Source organism: Marinitoga hydrogenitolerans DSM 16785, assembly GCF_900129175.1.
GTDB lineage: Bacteria > Thermotogota > Thermotogae > Petrotogales > Petrotogaceae > Marinitoga > Marinitoga hydrogenitolerans.
On record NZ_FQUI01000001.1, the window covers coordinates 78,984 to 96,572 of the forward strand.

General features: G+C 26.6%; 19 protein-coding genes and 1 tRNA gene. 8 read left to right on the forward strand and 12 right to left on the reverse strand.

Annotated elements, in window-relative coordinates:
* The first annotated feature begins 206 nt into the window (after positions 1-206).
* The 5 genes from secG (at position 207) to BUA62_RS00390 (ending at position 6,099) form a co-directional block, all read left to right on the forward strand.
* Positions 207-446: a preprotein translocase subunit SecG gene (gene secG / locus BUA62_RS00370; protein WP_084670625.1), complete on the forward strand. Its 240-nt coding sequence runs from the start codon at positions 207-209 to the stop codon at positions 444-446.
* Positions 447-453: 7 nt separating this feature from the next.
* Complete coding sequence (tyrS, locus tag BUA62_RS00375) at positions 454-1,644, forward strand: tyrosine--tRNA ligase (protein WP_072862238.1); 1,191 nt, start codon at positions 454-456, stop codon at positions 1,642-1,644.
* Between the two features lie 84 nt (positions 1,645-1,728).
* Positions 1,729-2,730 carry an S-layer homology domain-containing protein gene (locus BUA62_RS00380; RefSeq protein WP_072862240.1) on the forward strand — a complete coding sequence of 334 codons (1,002 nt, stop codon included), beginning with the start codon at positions 1,729-1,731 and terminating at the stop codon, positions 2,728-2,730.
* Between the two features lie 113 nt (positions 2,731-2,843).
* Positions 2,844-4,361, forward strand: coding sequence for a hypothetical protein (locus tag BUA62_RS00385; protein WP_072862242.1), 1,518 nt, complete (start codon positions 2,844-2,846; stop codon positions 4,359-4,361).
* A gap of 73 nt (positions 4,362-4,434) precedes the next feature.
* Positions 4,435-6,099: a transcriptional regulator gene (locus BUA62_RS00390; RefSeq protein ID WP_072862247.1), complete on the forward strand. Its 1,665-nt coding sequence runs from the start codon at positions 4,435-4,437 to the stop codon at positions 6,097-6,099.
* A gap of 48 nt (positions 6,100-6,147) precedes the next feature.
* Here BUA62_RS00390 and BUA62_RS00395 read toward each other — a convergent pair.
* A tRNA-Asp gene (locus BUA62_RS00395) sits at positions 6,148-6,224 on the reverse strand.
* 233 nt (positions 6,225-6,457) lie between these two features.
* Between BUA62_RS00395 and BUA62_RS00400 the strand changes: the two genes are divergently transcribed.
* The 3 genes from BUA62_RS00400 to BUA62_RS00410 are packed head-to-tail and all read left to right on the forward strand — an operon-like array spanning position 6,458 to position 7,483.
* Positions 6,458-6,733, forward strand: coding sequence for an HU family DNA-binding protein (locus BUA62_RS00400; protein ID WP_072862249.1), 276 nt, complete (start codon positions 6,458-6,460; stop codon positions 6,731-6,733).
* Positions 6,734-6,788: 55 nt separating this feature from the next.
* Positions 6,789-7,166, forward strand: coding sequence for a fluoride efflux transporter CrcB (crcB, locus tag BUA62_RS00405; RefSeq protein ID WP_072862251.1), 378 nt, complete (start codon positions 6,789-6,791; stop codon positions 7,164-7,166).
* Positions 7,163-7,483, forward strand: coding sequence for a DUF190 domain-containing protein (locus BUA62_RS00410; protein WP_072862253.1), 321 nt, complete (start codon positions 7,163-7,165; stop codon positions 7,481-7,483). Before crcB ends, BUA62_RS00410 begins: the two co-directional genes overlap by 4 nt.
* An 8-nt stretch (positions 7,484-7,491) precedes the next feature.
* Here the strand turns inward: BUA62_RS00410 and BUA62_RS11410 are convergent, their stop codons facing one another.
* The 11 genes from BUA62_RS11410 to BUA62_RS00460 all read right to left on the reverse strand — a co-directional run bounded on the left by BUA62_RS11410 (position 7,492) and on the right by BUA62_RS00460 (position 17,531).
* Positions 7,492-7,632 (reverse strand): hypothetical protein, encoded by a 141-nt coding sequence (locus BUA62_RS11410; protein ID WP_159429479.1) that lies wholly within the window; start codon positions 7,630-7,632, stop codon positions 7,492-7,494.
* A gap of 163 nt (positions 7,633-7,795) precedes the next feature.
* Positions 7,796-9,172, reverse strand: a complete 1,377-nt coding sequence (locus tag BUA62_RS00415; protein ID WP_072862255.1) for a hypothetical protein — start codon at positions 9,170-9,172, stop codon at positions 7,796-7,798.
* A gap of 13 nt (positions 9,173-9,185) precedes the next feature.
* Positions 9,186-10,430 carry a DUF58 domain-containing protein gene (locus BUA62_RS00420; RefSeq protein ID WP_072862257.1) on the reverse strand — a complete coding sequence of 415 codons (1,245 nt, stop codon included), beginning with the start codon at positions 10,428-10,430 and terminating at the stop codon, positions 9,186-9,188.
* Between the two features lie 8 nt (positions 10,431-10,438).
* On the reverse strand, positions 10,439-11,371 hold the full coding sequence (locus BUA62_RS00425; RefSeq protein WP_072862259.1) for an AAA family ATPase: 933 nt from the start codon (positions 11,369-11,371) through the stop codon (positions 10,439-10,441).
* A gap of 156 nt (positions 11,372-11,527) precedes the next feature.
* On the reverse strand, positions 11,528-13,129 hold the full coding sequence (locus BUA62_RS00430; RefSeq protein WP_072862261.1) for a hypothetical protein: 1,602 nt from the start codon (positions 13,127-13,129) through the stop codon (positions 11,528-11,530).
* 10 nt (positions 13,130-13,139) lie between these two features.
* Entirely contained in the window at positions 13,140-13,892 is a 753-nt protein-coding gene (locus BUA62_RS00435) for an ABC transporter ATP-binding protein (protein ID WP_072862263.1), read from the reverse strand.
* A 15-nt stretch (positions 13,893-13,907) separates the two neighbouring features.
* A complete protein-coding gene (locus BUA62_RS00440) occupies positions 13,908-14,630 on the reverse strand; it encodes a LytR/AlgR family response regulator transcription factor (RefSeq protein ID WP_072862265.1) in 723 nt (240 codons plus the stop codon).
* On the reverse strand, positions 14,630-15,646 hold the full coding sequence (locus BUA62_RS00445; protein ID WP_072862269.1) for a sensor histidine kinase: 1,017 nt from the start codon (positions 15,644-15,646) through the stop codon (positions 14,630-14,632). Before BUA62_RS00445 ends, BUA62_RS00440 begins: the two co-directional genes overlap by 1 nt.
* On the reverse strand, positions 15,636-16,175 hold the full coding sequence (locus BUA62_RS00450) for a hypothetical protein (RefSeq protein ID WP_072862271.1): 540 nt from the start codon (positions 16,173-16,175) through the stop codon (positions 15,636-15,638). The genes BUA62_RS00445 and BUA62_RS00450 overlap by 11 nt, the downstream gene beginning before the upstream one ends.
* Positions 16,175-16,816 carry a hypothetical protein gene (locus BUA62_RS00455; RefSeq protein WP_047267741.1) on the reverse strand — a complete coding sequence of 214 codons (642 nt, stop codon included), beginning with the start codon at positions 16,814-16,816 and terminating at the stop codon, positions 16,175-16,177. The genes BUA62_RS00450 and BUA62_RS00455 overlap by 1 nt, the downstream gene beginning before the upstream one ends.
* Before the next feature lie 13 nt (positions 16,817-16,829).
* The gene (locus BUA62_RS00460) at positions 16,830-17,531 is read right to left on the reverse strand and encodes a hypothetical protein (protein ID WP_072862274.1); all 702 of its coding nucleotides are present in this window, start codon (positions 17,529-17,531) and stop codon (positions 16,830-16,832) included.
* Positions 17,532-17,589 lie beyond the last annotated feature (58 nt).

Sequence of the window (17,589 nt, forward strand, 5' to 3'; positions counted from 1 at the left end):
TAATTCGAAAAAATTTTCACTACTTCTACACAATATCTGATAAATTTTAACAATATTATGTTTAAAATCTATTTCACACAATTTAATTTCCTAAAACAAAATACACTAAAAATTTTCTAAAAATCATTTTTTACTTGAATTATCAAAAGTTTTAGTGTATAATATTTTTTGAGACTAAGGAGAAAAATGTAAAGGAGGAAGATGAAGTGTCAATTTTAACAATATTAGCAGTTATTGTTCATATTATTTTATCTATTGCTTTAATTTATTTTGCATTACAAAGAATGCAAAAGAACGCTGAATTAGGCGGCGCTTTCGGATCAGGTGCTTCCCATACAATGTTTGGAAGAGAAAAAGGTCTTGACCCAGCTGCAAGAATGGCTTTATGGGCAGGTATTTTATTCATGATTTCATGTTTTGTTGTAGCAGCACTTCTTGCGAGGTGATTGAATAGTGGATTTTGAAAGGCATTTTGAAATTATAAAAAGAAATACCATAGATTTAATAACTGAAGAAGATTTAAAAAAGCGTTTAAAATCCAAAAAAACTTTAAGAGTTAAATTAGGTGTAGATCCTTCAAGACCAGATCTTCACTTAGGTCATGCTGTTGTTTTAAAAAAGTTAAGAGAATTTCAAAATTTAGGTCACCAGGTAGTCTTAATCATCGGAGATTTTACTGCACGAATTGGTGACCCATCGGGTCGTTCAAAAACAAGACCTATGCTTACAAAAGAAGAAGTTGAACAAAATGCAGAATCATATAAAAAACAAGCATTTAAAATTCTTGACCCAGAAAAAACCGAGATACGCTATAACAGTGAATGGTTGGATAAACTTTCTTTCTATGATATTATAAAACTGTCCTCTAATTATACTGTTGCGAGAATGTTAGAAAGAGATGATTTTGCAAAAAGATTGGCTAAAAATGAACCTATAAGTGTTTCTGAATTTATGTATCCTTTAGCTCAAGCATATGATTCAGTAATGGTGAAAGCTGACATTGAAATTGGTGGAACTGATCAATTGTTTAATCTTCTCGTTGGAAGAAAAATTCAGGAAGCTTATGGTCAAGAACCTCAAGTTGTGTTAACAATGCCTATAATAGAAGGAACAGATGGAAATTTAAAAATGAGTAAATCTTACGATAATTACATTGCATTTGAGGATGAACCTTTTGATATGTATGGAAAAGTTATGTCTATTCCAGATAGCTTAATATTAAAGTATATGAGATTAGCAACCGATATACCTGAAGATACTATTAAAACATATGAAGAGAAAATGAAAAACAATTCTATTAATCCTCGAGATATAAAAATGCTATTAGCTCATGAAATTGTTACGTTTTTCCACGGTAAAGAAAAAGCTGATTATGCTCAAAATGAGTTTATCAAGGTGTTCCAGAAGAAAGATATACCCGACGAAATTAACGAAATAGCTGTAAATTCTCCTATTAAAGCTATAGACTTAGTAATGGCAACCAAATCTGTGTCCAGTAAAAGTGAAGCAAAAAGGTTGATTAATCAAGGTGCCGTTAAACTAAATGACATTAAAATCAATGATCCTTTCCAATTATTAGAAATTAAGGGCGATGAAATACTAAGAATTGGGAAAAGAAGATTTTTTAAACTAAATACTAATTGACAAATTTTTAATATTTTATAGTATAATATAATTAGTGCGTTTTAGAAATCAAAAATTCAAAATTTAAAAGAGGGGGTAGAGCGTATGCGTAAAACACTTTTAGTATTGGCATTAGTTCTTTTTGGAGTATTATCTTTTGCATTTAAAGATGTTCCAGAAGATCATTGGGCATATGAGTATGTTATGGACTTAGCAAATAGAGGTATTCTTCCTATGGAAGATAATTTCAATCCAGACATTGTTTTAACAAAAGCTGAAGTTGCTGTATTATTATCAGATACATTGACTTATGTTGAAAATGACCCTGTTTTAGCAAAAGCCGAAGATATTAAAAGAGTAGAAACAGTTTTAAAAATGTTAGATAAAAAATTAGCAGGATTATCCTCGTTATCTGATGACGTTGCTGTAAATATCGAAAATATCGATGGATTATGGGAAGAATTAGATACAGTAAAATCTGATTTAGATTATGTTGCTGGACAAAATGTAAAAGAACATCAAGAATTAAAAGATATGATTTCAAAAAAAGCTGATATGGATACTGTAGATAAGTTATCAAAAGATTTAGAAAAGACAAATGCAAAATTAGAAACAATAACAAAAGTTGCTTACAGAGCATTTAACAACGCAGATATGTTAGTAGAAGATATGTTAGATCTTCAAGATCAAGTGGATGAATTATCTGGAAATTTTGACACTTTCAAAACTTATACAGCAAGAAGTTTAATGGAATTAAAATATAAAACTCTTGATTTAGAAGATAGATTGTCAAATGATGAAGATAAATTAGCAAAATTAGAAGGTATTAACACAAAATTAAATGCAATTGAATCAGCTGTAACTGCAAATCAAACAGTTTTAATTAGCTTAACAAAAAAGAGTAAAGATTTAGAAGATAAATTAGGAATGACTTCAAGTGATTTATCAAAAGTTCAATATTTATCTAAAGATTTATCAGATAGAATGGTTAATGTTGAAGGAAAAGTTGCTGCTAATGAAGAATCATCAAACAAGGCTAACATGTTAGCAATGGTTGGAATAGCATTAGCAGGTGTTGCATTAGTATTACCATTTGTAGTAAAATAATTAATCACCTGATTAATTAATTTGACGTTAAGAACTCTTGACTTTTATTTACAAATGTGATAAAATAATTGCAGTTTAATTCAAATTAAATTATATTTAAGGAGGTTGTTTGCATGAAGAAAGTTTTGGTATTGTTATCCGTATTAGTATTTTCTCTTTCGTTATTTGCTCAAACAAACGTAGAAGTTTCTACAGAAGCTTGGGTACAAGGAAGTGTTACTTTTACCTTAGGGTTAGATGAAAATGGTCTTGATTTGAGTTTTAATCAATTTGATAATTATGCAGGTTACACATTACACACAGGTATTTATATAACAATACCTACAGGTGTAAGTGCTGATGACTCAGCAACATTATCTGCAAATGTTTCAGGATCTTTTGGTTTAGATAGTTGGACAACATTTGGAATTAGCGATATGACATACGAAGATGCAAATGTAAAATTATATTTAGCTAACTATCCATACTATGGAACTTTCTCTTCATACACAGTTGCTAACTATGATAACAATTATGATGGTTCTACAGATGATCCTTTAGGATCTCATTATGCCGAATTAACTGTAAAAGATTTTGGATTAGACGTTTTATATGTTGATTTAAGTTCTAGTTATGATGTTACTGATCATTCAACATCTACAAAAGATGCTTCTTTCTTAAATTCTGATGTTTTTGCAGTAAAAAAATCTTTAGATCTTGGAATGTTTGACTTAACAGCTGCTGGTGCATTCTGGGCTTCAGCCCCAATGGCAAGAACATCTGGAGTAGCTTTAGGTTACTCAGCAGACGTTAATTTATCCGGTAAAGAAGGATTAAAAGGGTTAGGGGTAAATGCTGTATATGGTGCTCAAAGTGCTACAGAAACAGATTTATCAGAAAAAGCTATGAGAATATTCGTAGATTATAGTAAAGATTTTGAAGCTGGAATCGTGACATTATCACCATATGTTTCATTCAAATATCAAAAAGGTATAAATAAATTAGCTTTAGTAAACCAAGCATGGTCAGGAGATGCATCAGAAGTATATGCTTCTTTAACATCTAATTTTGATTTTGGTTTAACTTTAGGTGTAGACGGACTATACAAATTATCATCAGATGCTACTCCAGAATTTTCAGCTTATGCTAATTTCGCAAAGAAATTTGCTGATTTAGCAAATCTTGAAATGTTAAAAGTTACAAGAGAATGGGATACAACAGATGTTGCAACAAATGTTCTAAGATTCTCCGTTAAAGTTACAGGTTCTCAAACATTTGATATAGTAACTGCAGGATATAGTTTATTTGCAAGAGTTCCAAACTTATTAGATAATCCAGGGGAAACATATTGGTTATTTGCAAATCCATATGTAACTTTAAAACCTGTAGATAAAGTTTCTGTAGATGCTAATTTATATGCATATATCGACGCGTCTGAAGCTGATGCTGATAAAAAAGATGATTTTGGTTATTCTTTGAATATTGCATATAATCCAAATTCAGTTATTGAATTAGGTGCTCACTTAGGTAATGAAGTAAGTGGATATTCTTATGATGATGATTTTGGAGATTTCTATTATTATACAGGTAATGCTTCTGGATTTGGTGGATATCACTGGTATGCATACGTTACAGGAACTGTAGAATTTTAATATTAAAATCAAATCCCGGCAAAAGCCGGGATTTTTTATACTTTTAAAAAGTAAAATGTATTGGAGGAATGATATGAAAAAGTTATTAATTATATTTGTTTTATTTGCTACTATAATTTCTTTTTCTATTGATTTTAATATAGATTATTGGTATATACAATATAAACTTCTGTTAGATGAAAATGGAATTGATATAAAAAATAATCTTGATATTTCGTATAAAATAACATTTAGTGATTATTTGTTTTCTAAAAAATGGATGTTATCCTTTGAAAACTACAATGATTTTCCTGAATTTGATGAATTAAAAATTCATTTTAATGATGAGTATTCTTTTTTATTTAAATCCAATTACTTTGGAATTGATTATAAAGATAAAATTACCGCATATTATAAAGATTTATCAGAGGATTATGTTGTATCCGAAGATAAATTAAGCGAAGGTATTATCTTTAATTGGGAAAATTTATTGAACAATTCAGAATACGGATTTTTAATAGAACAATACAAATATAAAAATTTTAGAGTGGATTATCTTAATGTATATACAAAAAATGACATAAATACTTATTTGAAAAATATTTATTATATAAATTCAACAACAAAAAATAATGAAATAGAAAGATTAAATCAATTAAAAGCAACATTGGAATATTTAAAGAACAAATATATCAGTGAAATTTACATTTCTGATCCAGGAACAGATGTTTCTTCAAGTTCAACAATCGTTTCCATAAACAATGCTATTGAAGAAATTGAAGGACAAATTAATGCCTTAAACTCGTATTCTCAAACTATTAGTATAGACACTACATATATTGAAAATGGTATATATTCATACCTTAAATATAATGGTTTTTATTTTACTGGCGTATATTTAAAAAAAGAAAGTGAAAATATTGAAAGCGAAAAGTCAACTCCAATTGAATTAGAAGTTGCAAATTATATTAATTTTAATAATTTTGAATTAGATATAGATAATATATTAACTTCAAAAAATATTGAAATTGGAAATGAATATAACTATACTTTAGAAAAGGAATTAAAAGAAAAAAAGTATTTGAAATTTGGTTATAAAAACAGATTCAAAATATTTGATACTTACTTTCTTCCAAATATAAAATTTATCTGGAAAAAAGATAATACATTACCTTATTATATTTATCCAATTAGTTTAAGTGCAGAATATTTAAATTTTGATTCGATTTACAAAATATATTCAGAAGAATCGACCACACTTGTTCTTGGAAGTCAAATAACAAAACTTTTTGATAAAAATTCTTTATATGTTAATTATAACTTTGCAATTGATTTTAATAAAGATAAATTTGTTTATAATCAAGTGTTGGATAGTTTTTTTAGACTACAACTTGGAAAAAATTATGCTAAATTCGGATATAAAAATTTTACTGTAAATTTGAATGATGAAGAAAATAAAGATGTTTTTCAAAAATATTATTTCGAAGGCGTTTTAATTCCTATTAAGAATTTTTATATTAATACTCAATTATGGAATTATAATTATGAAAAATTAAATGATATTGAACATGAAATAGGTTATGAAATCAATCTTTATTATAAATTAAATGAGATGCGAACAGGTTTTGAATTTGGAAATGCTATTATTGATAAAACGACAAAGCTTATTATAGGTTCTAAAGATAACAATTACTGGCAATTTTATATAAAAATAGATGTAACTCCATCAAGTGACGAAGCCTTTGAATATAATGAATGATATGTGTGATGTAAAATAAAAAACTCCTGGATTTCTCCAGGAGTTTTTTGGCGGGGACGACGGGACTCGAACCCGCGGCCACCGGTGTGACAGACCGGCATGCTAACCAACTGCACCACGTCCCCAACCGACCGAATATATTTTACCAAAAGAAATATTACATTTCCAGTCCTAAGTGGTTTCTAATCAATGACATGTTTTTTAGTATTTTTTTAATAAACTAAGTATAAGCTCTATGAATTCAAAATTATTATACAGTAAAAATCTCTAAAATTTACATTGCTGCTTGATTTTAAAAAAAAAATGTGGTAAAATTCCAGTGAAATGTGTTTATTATCAATATATAGGGGGTGCATGTATGAACAAAAAGGAACTCGTTAGCGCATTAGCTGAAAAAGTTAATGTTACAAAGAAAGAAGCCGCTTTATTTGTTGATTCTTTTGTTGAAGTTGTATCTGAAGCTTTAGGTAACGGTGAAAGCGTTAAGATCGTTGGTTTTGGTACATTTGAAGTTGTTGAAAGAAAACCAAGAAAAGGCGTTAATCCACAAACAAAAGAAGCTATTGAAATCCCTGGTGGAAAAGTACCTAAATTCAAAGCTGGAAAAGAATTAAAAGCAAAAGTAAAAGGATAATAATTTAAACGGAGCCTTTAGGCTCCGTTTAAATTTAGAAAGAACGGAGGTTGTTATGACTTTAATTTATATAGGCCTTGGAGGCTTTTTAGGCGCTATTTCAAGATATTTAGTATCAAAATATATAAATACTATCTTTGCGCTGGGAAATATGCCTTATGGCACCTTATTAGTTAATATTAGTGGAGCATTTATATTGAGTTTTTTAATGTCATTGAGTATGCATAAATTAGAAATACCTAAAAATTTTATGTTGTTTTTTTCAACTGGTTTTATAGGTTCTTATACTACATTCTCCACTTTCATGTATGAAACCATAATGTTAAATGAAGAGTCCTTTACTTTATATTCTTTTTTATATCTAATTATAAGTATTATATTAGGCCTTATTGCTGCATTTTTAGGTTATGCTTTGGGGAGGATGGGAACATGAATTTTTTAAGAATTTATTTAGGTGAAAGTGATCATTGCGGACATGAACCTGTTTATAAACATATTGTAAAACTATGTTATGAACATGGATTAAAAGGAGTTACTGTATTAAAAGGTGTCATGGGGTTTGGTGAAAAACATCATGTTCATAGAGTAGATTTTTTAACTTTAAGTGAAGATTTACCTATAGTTATTGAGGTTGTTGATGAAAATGAAAAAATTAGAAAACTAATTGAAGAAATTAAAAAATGTAATTTTGATGGTTTAGTAGTTTATTGGGATGTCAGTACCCTAAGAATAAAGAAAGAAGCCCTCTAATGGGCTTCTTATATTAAGTTATTACTCATATATATCTTTTCTAATGCTTCTTCTCTAAAGCTTTCTACTAATCCATCTACTTCGCTTTCAGAAGCTCTACTTAACATATAATCTAATTTCTTATTTAAAAAATCTTTTATGATTCTCATGTCTCTCCCTCCCCTTTATAATGATTTCAATATTATTATATCTTTATTTTTATACAATTAGGTATCCGAACTATTATGTTATTTATCATTTATCTTTTCACTTCTATTAACTTATATTATTTCAACATGGAGCAGACATGAGCTATTAATATCAACTTAATAATCAAGCCTTTTTTGAATTTTTCTTAAGATAATCAATGCATTTGGCAATAATTTTCTTTATATCCTCTTTTGTGTAATCAAAATTTTTTTCTCCATATTCCTTTAGAACAAAAAGATTTGTTAAAAGTTCAAATTCTTTTGAACTATCTGTTTTATATAACAATTCATAAGGTGTTAAATGAGAAAGTGGTTTAAAAAATCTTTTTCTAATATATTTATATCCAACATCTATTAAATCTGGTATGTTTTCTTCTTCATATTTCTCAATAGAGAATTCCTTTACAAATTTTTCTTCTTTTTCTTGTTTGTTTAAAAATTTTATTATTATAAAAAGTAAAAGTATTCCAAATAATATAGTACTTATCAAATATATCCATTTTATTTCCTGATATAATTTTAAATACGCAGTTCTTGGCGATGATGCAATTTCTCTAAAAATATTCATTTGTTGTTCTGAAGATATAGCATTACGATTTGAAAGTTGATTTGATGAATCAATTGAATTTATTTCTTTATCAACCATTAATTCTCTTCCTCTTTCTAAATAAACAATACCTGTTCCAAGTAAAACTATTATAGTAAAAAATACAATTGTTGAAATAATTACCTTTCTCTTTTCGTTTTTGGTTAAATATCTCCATGTAATAAAAGCTGTAACTATAGCTAAAATCCCTCCAATAATAACATTGATTAATATTATTGCATCTACAATATTATTATTTTTTTTAATAATATTTTTTTCTTCTACTGTAATATCTTTTAAAATCTCTTCTTTTTTCTTTTGAACAACTTGTTTTTCATTTTGTTCATTCAAATAATTGTTCAACTCCGAGTTTTCAAATTGTTTTTCTTTTAAAAGAGATGTATCTGGTGAAAAATGGAAATCTTTAAAAGGATTATAATATACATTAAAGTTCAAAAGGCTAAAAATAATAAATATAGCATACATGGCAATGATTATTTTTTTATTTTTTTGTTCTTTCAATAATTCAAATAATGATATCAATAGCGTAATTAGTGGGAATATTGGATTAATTAAATGCCTCAAAAGAATTATTAATATTAAGAATATAAAGGTATATTTTATTATTTCTTTTGATTCTTGAGGCAAATAATAAGATAAAATAGAAATTGCTATAATATTCAAGCTATAATATAAATTCATTGAACCAAAAGCATTAAGTATAAAAAATGTAATCATAAATATACCAAATAAGGCAAGAAATGCTATATAATAAGGCATTCCAAATTTTCTAATTTTTATGTATATAAAAGAAAATAGTATTCCCATTATTAAAAGAGGTATACCGGTATTCAAATTAAAAGGTATAAAGGTTAAAAAAATTGAAAAAAGATATATAAGTCCTTGCTTTTTCAATAAAACCCCCTCCTTAGATTGTTTCAAAAATTTCTGTTAATGAATTATTAGGTGACACTAATCTTACAATTATATGATTTTCTTCAAGCAAAATAGTTTTTTTTTCAAGATCTATAGCTTCTATCCTGAACATATCATGCTCTTTTATATTTAATTTTCCTTCATGTTCTATTCTAAAACCATATGGCATTATTAATACTATAACCTTAGAAGTTTTTGCTCTTAACTTAATTAAATCTGGAATTATTTTATCTGTTAAATGTATTGATATTATAATTACAGTATCTTCATATGTAAAATATGGAAGATCATGTTCTATTATCTCCTCTATTTTGTACTCTGGTTCTTCTGTTCCTGTGGAAATTGAAAGAATATCATAATAATTTATCCAATCATTTGAAGAAATTCTCTTTATTTCTTTTCCTATCACAACGAGATTAACATCTTCATGTTTTAATTTTTGATTTCTTATAATACTTGCAGCTGCCTTTAATGCATACTCTTCATATATCTTTCTTTCACTTTTCCAAAATATATTATTCTTAGGAATACCATCTGGAAGATTCAAATCAACAAACATATAAACTTTTCCTGTTGATGTATGTGCATATTTTTTTACCATTAATTTATCGTATTTTGCAGAAACTTTCCAATTTATTCTATTCATTGGTTCATTGTTATATTCATCAATATTTTCCACATAGGTTACGTCTTCTAAAACCCTAATATTTGACTTCTGTCCAGGAAGTAATTTTTTTAAACTTTCTTTGTTAAATTCAGAATATATGAATTCTGGCAAAACCTCTATAGTTTTATTAACCTTTTTTATTTTCCAAAATTCAAATCCCAAAGGCGTCTTATAATTTATACTTATATAACCAATCTCTTTAATTCCTCTCGTACCAAAAGATGTAATAAATGTTATTTTTTTCTTTTCGTTTGATAATAATTTTATTCTTTGAAACGGTGGTTTTAATCTGCTTAATAAATTTGATGGTGATATTGTAATATAGATATCTTCATTGGAGTTATTTTTTAAATATATTCTATATTCAATTTCTTCTTCAATAAAGCATTTTTCATATTCTAAATCATATTCAATTTCTAAATTTTCAAATACTTTTTTCTTTTGAAAAAATTCATACCATCCAAACAAAACCAACACTAATAGCAATATTGTATAATTGCTAAAATAAAATATATTAAATAATATAGAAGCTATAGACATCAATAATAAACCTTTTATTTTATATTTCATATTATCATCTACTTTATTACCTTTACTTCTTCAAGAATTTCGTTTACTAATTTATATGTTGAAACTTTTTTTATTTTTGCTTCAGCTTTTAATATAATTCTATGAGCTAAAACATATGGCGCGATTTTTTTTACATCATCTGGAATTACAAATTCTCTACCTTCTATTGCTGCCATACTTTTTGATAATTGCATTAATGATATTGATCCCCTTGGACTGGCACCAACCTTTATATCTTTATGATTTCTTGTCCTGTTTATAATATCAACTATATATCTTTTTATTTCATCTGAAACATGAATACCCTTTATTTCTTTTTTTACTTCCATAATTTCATCAATATTCGAAATACTATTTATATTGTTTATCGGATGCACTTTCTCCTGTGAGTCAAGCATTTTTATTTCATTTTCTATATCCGGATACCCCAAACTAAGTCTGATCATAAATCTATCTAATTGTGCCTCAGGTAATGGAAATGTACCTTCAAATTCAATAGGATTTTGAGTTGCAATAACAAAAAAACTTTGGGATAATTTATGAGTAATTCCGTCAATAGTAACCTGACTTTCTGCTAATGACTCTAATAAAGCTGATTGAGTTCTTGGGGTTGCTCTATTAATTTCATCTCCTAAAAGAATGTTGGTAAAGATTGGTCCTTTTTTTAAAACAAACTCATTTTTATTCTTGTCATATATATATAATCCTATCAAATCATTAGGTAATAAATCTGGTGTAAATTGAACCCTTTTAAAATTTAGATCAAAAGACTTTGCCAGAGCTCTTGCTAACATAGTTTTTCCTGTTCCTGGTACATCCTCTAATAATACATGACCATTAGAAAAAAACACAGATAAAACCATTTTAATTTGTTCTTCCTTCCCCTTTATCACCTTCCCCACGTTTTTTATAATTTTTTGTGATAATTCTGCTGTTAGCATCCTACACCTCCAATATTTCTTGATTTTATACATAAAAATTATATCATAAAAAAATGCTCCCATAAGGGAGCCAATGTTGGTTATTTTATTATTTATATTAAGGGGTTGTAATACTATTATATACTTTGTTTCTTAAAATTGTCTTAGAATTGTTTTTCATTCCCATTTCTTCATTCTTTCTTTTACGTTATTTAATTCTTTATAAGATAAATATATAGTTAAGAATATTAAGATTATAGGCAATACTCCCCCGAGAAAATGGTATAAAGCAGTTGAGTCAAATAAGAAATCAATTAATTGTTCTTTTATTTCTATATTTTTTAAAGAGGAAATATATAAATTTCCTGGCAAAAATATTCCAAGTCCAAGTCCAAGAATAATGCCTTCAAGATAAAAAACTTCTTTTCCACTTATAATATTTTTTTGGGATAAATCTCTTTTAGGATTTTTTAAATAAAGACTAATTCCGAGTATGGAAGAATACATAATTATTAAAATTACTGGAATAATACTCCAAAAAACCTCTATAGATGCTTTTCCTGATAAATATATTAATACTGTTATAGCAATATACTCAACAACGTATATTATAAAAGGCATAAATGCTTTTGAAAAAATTAAATGTCCTATTTTGATAGGGTATAATTTTGGTACTGGCCATAATTTCCCTTCATATGAAATGGCGTAAATAGCAACCATTGCAGCATAAATAGCAGCGATCATAACAAAAATAATACTTATCATATCAAGTGATGTAGAAGAAAACATAAATATTATTGGAAAAAATAAAGGATATAATAAAAGGAAAAACGTTTGTGAATCTCTAAAAAGCAGTTTAAAATCTTTTTTTAATATTGGGAATTTTGAGCTTTTAAACTTAATTTCTGCTTTTTTCTTTTTTCCCTTTTTTCTTGATACAGAAAATTCAAGTGTATTTGATAAGTAATAAATTACATAAGATAATATAAGTATAGTTGAATACAGCAAAATCAAGAAAGGAATACTACCTTTCATTACTTTAATTACCCATGTATGAGGCCAGAAAATATTTAAGATTATATTTGACATTCTTTCAAGGGCGTTGGCTAATTGAGAAGGAGGAGTATTTGCAAAGTTGGGGAGTAAATTACTAATTCCAACATAGAAAAAAATACTTATAAAATACATAATCATTGTCCAGCGCTTAGCGGACGTTTTTGTTAAAAATTTTGAAAATAATATACCTCCTAAATTTGAAATTAATAACAATAGAATTAAAAATCCAATGCCTCCAAGTATGCTGAAAATAATGCTATTTTTAGCTATTAAAGCATAAACTGCAAAAATTGGTATCATCATTCCCAGAGGGAGCCCGGCCATTATTAAACTATCAATGGCACTTGCTATATATATCGATGAACGCCTTATTGGCATAGAAAGCAACAATTGAGTCATTTCACTTTCATATAAATTTGCAACAATAGCAGGTGAATAATTTAAGAAAAACATGAATCCCATAAGTAGAAACCACATTCCAAAAATCACATCTAAAATAGTCCAGGGCAAATTTATACCTAATTGAGAAAACGGAATGTTTAATTCTTTAAACATAAAATACATCATCGGGGCGAGAGAACCTCCAAATATTATAGCAGGAAGTATATAAGCCATTAAAGCTCCCCATGGGCCTCGCTTTTTATATGTGCCATCTTTTTTCTGTTTTGGTCTTAATTTATTTTGATATGAATATTTTAATATTAATATAATCTTATTTTTCATTAGATCCCCCCTATAATTCCTTTATTATATCATCTAATTCCCCAGCACCTGTTAATTCAAGGAATAAATCTTCAAGTGTTTGTTTTTCACCAGTTTTTGATAGGCTTTTTAATTCTTCCAATGTTCCTTCAGCTATTAAATTACCACTTGATATTATACCAATTCTATCACACATTTTTTCTGCAATCTCAAGAATATGTGTTGTCATAAATATTGTTGCACCTTCATGAGCGTATTTTTCTATTAGCATTTTTAATATTTTTGCAGATTTTGCATCGAGGCCAACTGTAGGTTCATCTAAAAATATAACTTTTGGTTTTCGCATTAATACAGAAGCAACCATTAACTTTTGTTTCATTCCATGAGAATAATCTCCAATAAAAGAATCAAGATAATCAATTTCAAAGGCATCACAGATTTCATCAAGCCTTTTTTTTGCATCATCTTTTCTGACTTCATATATATCCATAATAAATTCAATAAATTCCGATCCTTTTAAGTTTTCATACATTTTTGGTTCGTCAGGAACTACTCCGATATTAGCTTTGATTTTAATTTCATGTGTTTTCATATTCATTCCAAGAATTTCGATATTTCCATCTGAAGGTTGTAATGTTCCGGTTAGCATCCTTATAGTAGTGGTTTTTCCTGCACCATTTGGGCCTAAAAAACCATAGATTTCTCCGGGTTTGATATCAAGGTTTATGTTATTTACCGCAGTGAAATCCCCAAATTTCCTCACCAAATTCCTTGCTTTAATCATAAGTTGCACCTCCGTTTAAAAATTGAATTTATTTTTTATATAATTTAAATGGCTTCTGCCAATTTTCAGTTCAGTTCCATTATCAAGTTCTAAAATATAATCCCGAACAAAAAATTTTTTAAATTTTTTTATATGTTCAATTGAGACAATATAACTTTTGTGTATTCTAATAAATTTTTCCGGGTCTAATTTCATTTCTAAATTTTTTAAAGTATCATCATAGTAATATTCCTGATTTTTTGTACATAAAAAAACATATTTATCCTCTGCCTTGAAGTAATATACATCAGTTTCTGGAATTATTAATATAATATCTCTGTCTTTTACCGAAAATTTATTTATGTATTGTATATTAATATTATCTAATATTTTTTTAGTTAATAACTTTTTTCTTTCCGTTGTTCTATCTATAGCTATTTTTAATCGTTTTAAATCAAAAGGTTTTAGTAAATAATCTATAGCATTTTCTTCAAAAGCTTTTATAGCATATTCTTGATATGCCGTTATAAAAATCACAAGTGGTTCATAAGATAAATTTTTTAAAATTTCAAAACCACTTTTTTCTGGTAGATTAATATCAAGAAATAATAGATCAGGTCTTTTTTCTTCTATTAAATCAATGGCTTCGTCACCATTTTTGCTTTCACCTATTATTTCAATGCTTTCAAAATTTTCCAGCATTTTTTTTAATCTATTTAAAGCTCTCTCTTCATCCTCGATTATAATACATTTAATCATCATATTTCCCCCATATTTTGTATTGATATAATAACTTTTATACCTGATGGATTATTTTGATATATATTAAAATTAGCATTATTTTTATATATAAGATTTAGTCTATTGATAACACTTGAAATGCCAAAGCCATATCTTATATTTTCAACTTTTCCTATACCATTATCAGATATTTCTATTATAAATAAAGTGTTTTTTAGATGTATATTTATATTTATAAAACCGCCATTTTTTTTTGGAGCAATGCCATGGATTATGGCATTTTCCACCAAAGGTTCTATAATTAGTGTAGGAATTTTATAATTTAAAGTTTTTTTATCAATGTTTATATAATATTTTAATCTATCTCCAAGTCTCACTTTTTCAATTTCTAGATATTTTGTTACTATATTTAATTCATCTTCAACAGTACAAAAATCTTTGTCTGAAGAGTATAATATTTTTCTATATATGTCTGAAAGATTTATAATAATTTGTTCAACTTTTTCAGGAGATTCATATGCCAGATCTATTATAGCATTCAATGTATTAAAAAGAAAATGTGGGTTTAATTTAGCCCTAAGCGCTATTAATTCTGATTTTAACTTTTCGCTTTTTAATTTTTCGTTTTCAATGATTTTAATTCTGAGTTTTCTATATATTAAAATTATTGATACAATTAAAAAAATAAGTATAATATTAACAATTAAAAATAAGTATTTATATGAAGGGGAAAGATTAAATGATAATAAATTTGACATAATATATTCTGAAATAACTATACCAGAAAAAAAACTAAAAATCAAAATTAAAAATTGTAAAATTTTTCTTAAAAATTGTATTTCAATTTTTATAAACGAATACAATAATTTTTCCAGTAAAAAATATATTATTCCAATTGAATTAGAAAAAATTTCGGCAATTATTAATCCATGCCAGAAATTAAAATAAGGAGAAAAAATATATATGAGAATTAATATAAATATAGAACTTATCTGATTTTCTACTAAAATAATGTGCAATTTTTTATTTTTCATAATATATCAACCTATAATAATTTGGATATTCTTTTAATTTTTTTAATAAAGATTTTGCTTTTTCTTTATTATCAAATTCATATATCCGGTATAATTTATACAATACTTCACCAAAGTCAAATTTATTTTTGAAATCATCATTCACTCTAATATAAATATATTCAAAATCATTAATAAAAATTTTTCTCGCAAAGTCATATGATAAAATTTCAAATGCGGTTTTTCCTCTTATATATCGATATATGAGGTTGTCAAAATTCTCTTTGACAACCTCTTTCATTTCCAGCATTCCACTATAAAGATAATAATATTTTAAAGGTAAAAACCATTCATGTTTTGCTTTTTTAACCAACACACTCCCATGGATTATTTTATTTAATCCATTTTTACTCGATTCTGTAGTATTTAATATCTTATTTAATTCAGCCTTATTTAATTTATCAAAATTATTCAGATAGTAATTTAATATATTTTCTGAAAATACGTATGAAGAAAGTAAAAGTAATATAATTATAATCCGTTTTTTCATTAGAACCCCCAGATAATTCCCGCTCCAAATGAATAATAGTAGTTATAATTAGGCACATTATCCGTTATTTGATATTCTCCTTCAATTTTCCAGTTTTCGGGTGAATAATTATATGTGAATTTACCTTCTATTACAACACTTAAGAATTCCATTAGGTTTAAATAAATTTTAGCTCTTGGGGAAATAGAAACTTCTTCTCTTTTTAATTGTACCACATATGGAACAGAATCAATATTATTTACAATATCATCAATAGATTTTCCATTTCTTGATTCATCAACTTTTTTACTTACAATAGTTTCTCCGCCACCCAGGCCAATTCCAACATCAATATTTATTATGTTTAAATTAATTTGTTTTCCGAAAGTGAAATATCCTTGAGAAACATATAATTTATAATTTCCGTTTGTAGTTTCACCACTATAACCTTCTCCACCAAAGTAAGAACCGCCTGGTATTATACCAAAACCGCCACCACCTTGTAAAATTAATTCATCGAAAGATAAATAATCTTTTAAAGGGTTAATCTGTTTTACCTGATCTTTAGGAATGTAATTAAGTATATATCCACCGCCACCAAAATTAATTGAAAATATTGAAACAGAAAATACCAGAGTAAAAATTAAAATCATTTTTTTCATAATATACACCTCCTCAATATTTTATAATTTGAATATTTTTATTTGAATTTATCTTACCAGTATTATTTTTATTCATTTTTACTGTTATATTTTCTGAAATAGAATTTATTTTAATATTTCTGGAATCATTCCATGTATCCAGAAAAAAGATATTGCCACTTATAGATATGCTATCAAGATTTATATTTTTTAACATTTTAGCCTTTATGTCTATAATCAGCGAAACACTATCAACATTTAAATTTTTTGCAAAAATATTTCCATTGATCCTTATACTTGTTCCATCAATATTTAGAGTATTTCCAATAAAGGTGAATGTATTTTTTAGTATAATATTAGTTCCAGATATTTCTGCAATATTACTATTTACATTGCCATTTAACGTTATATTTAATCCGTTTATTTCAATATTTTCATATGTATATTTAGTTCCAATAATTATTTCGAGATATCTATTTCTACTTCCGCTATTTAAAATTAATTCTTTATCTCTTTTTTTAATTAATATTTTAGATGGATAATATATTTGCGTGGCTTCAGGATCGAATTTTATATTTACATTTAAACCAGTAATTTTTATTTCTTTAATATCTTTTAAATTCATGGTTTTATCTGGTATTAGCGAATAATCGTTAATGCTATATTCTGTAATTTGAAGTGCCATTAAAATAAAAACGATTCCAACTAAAGGAATAAAATACCAATATTCTCTCATATTATCACCTCCCATATCTATAATAACTCTGATAAAAAATCATTCAAAATACTTTTTG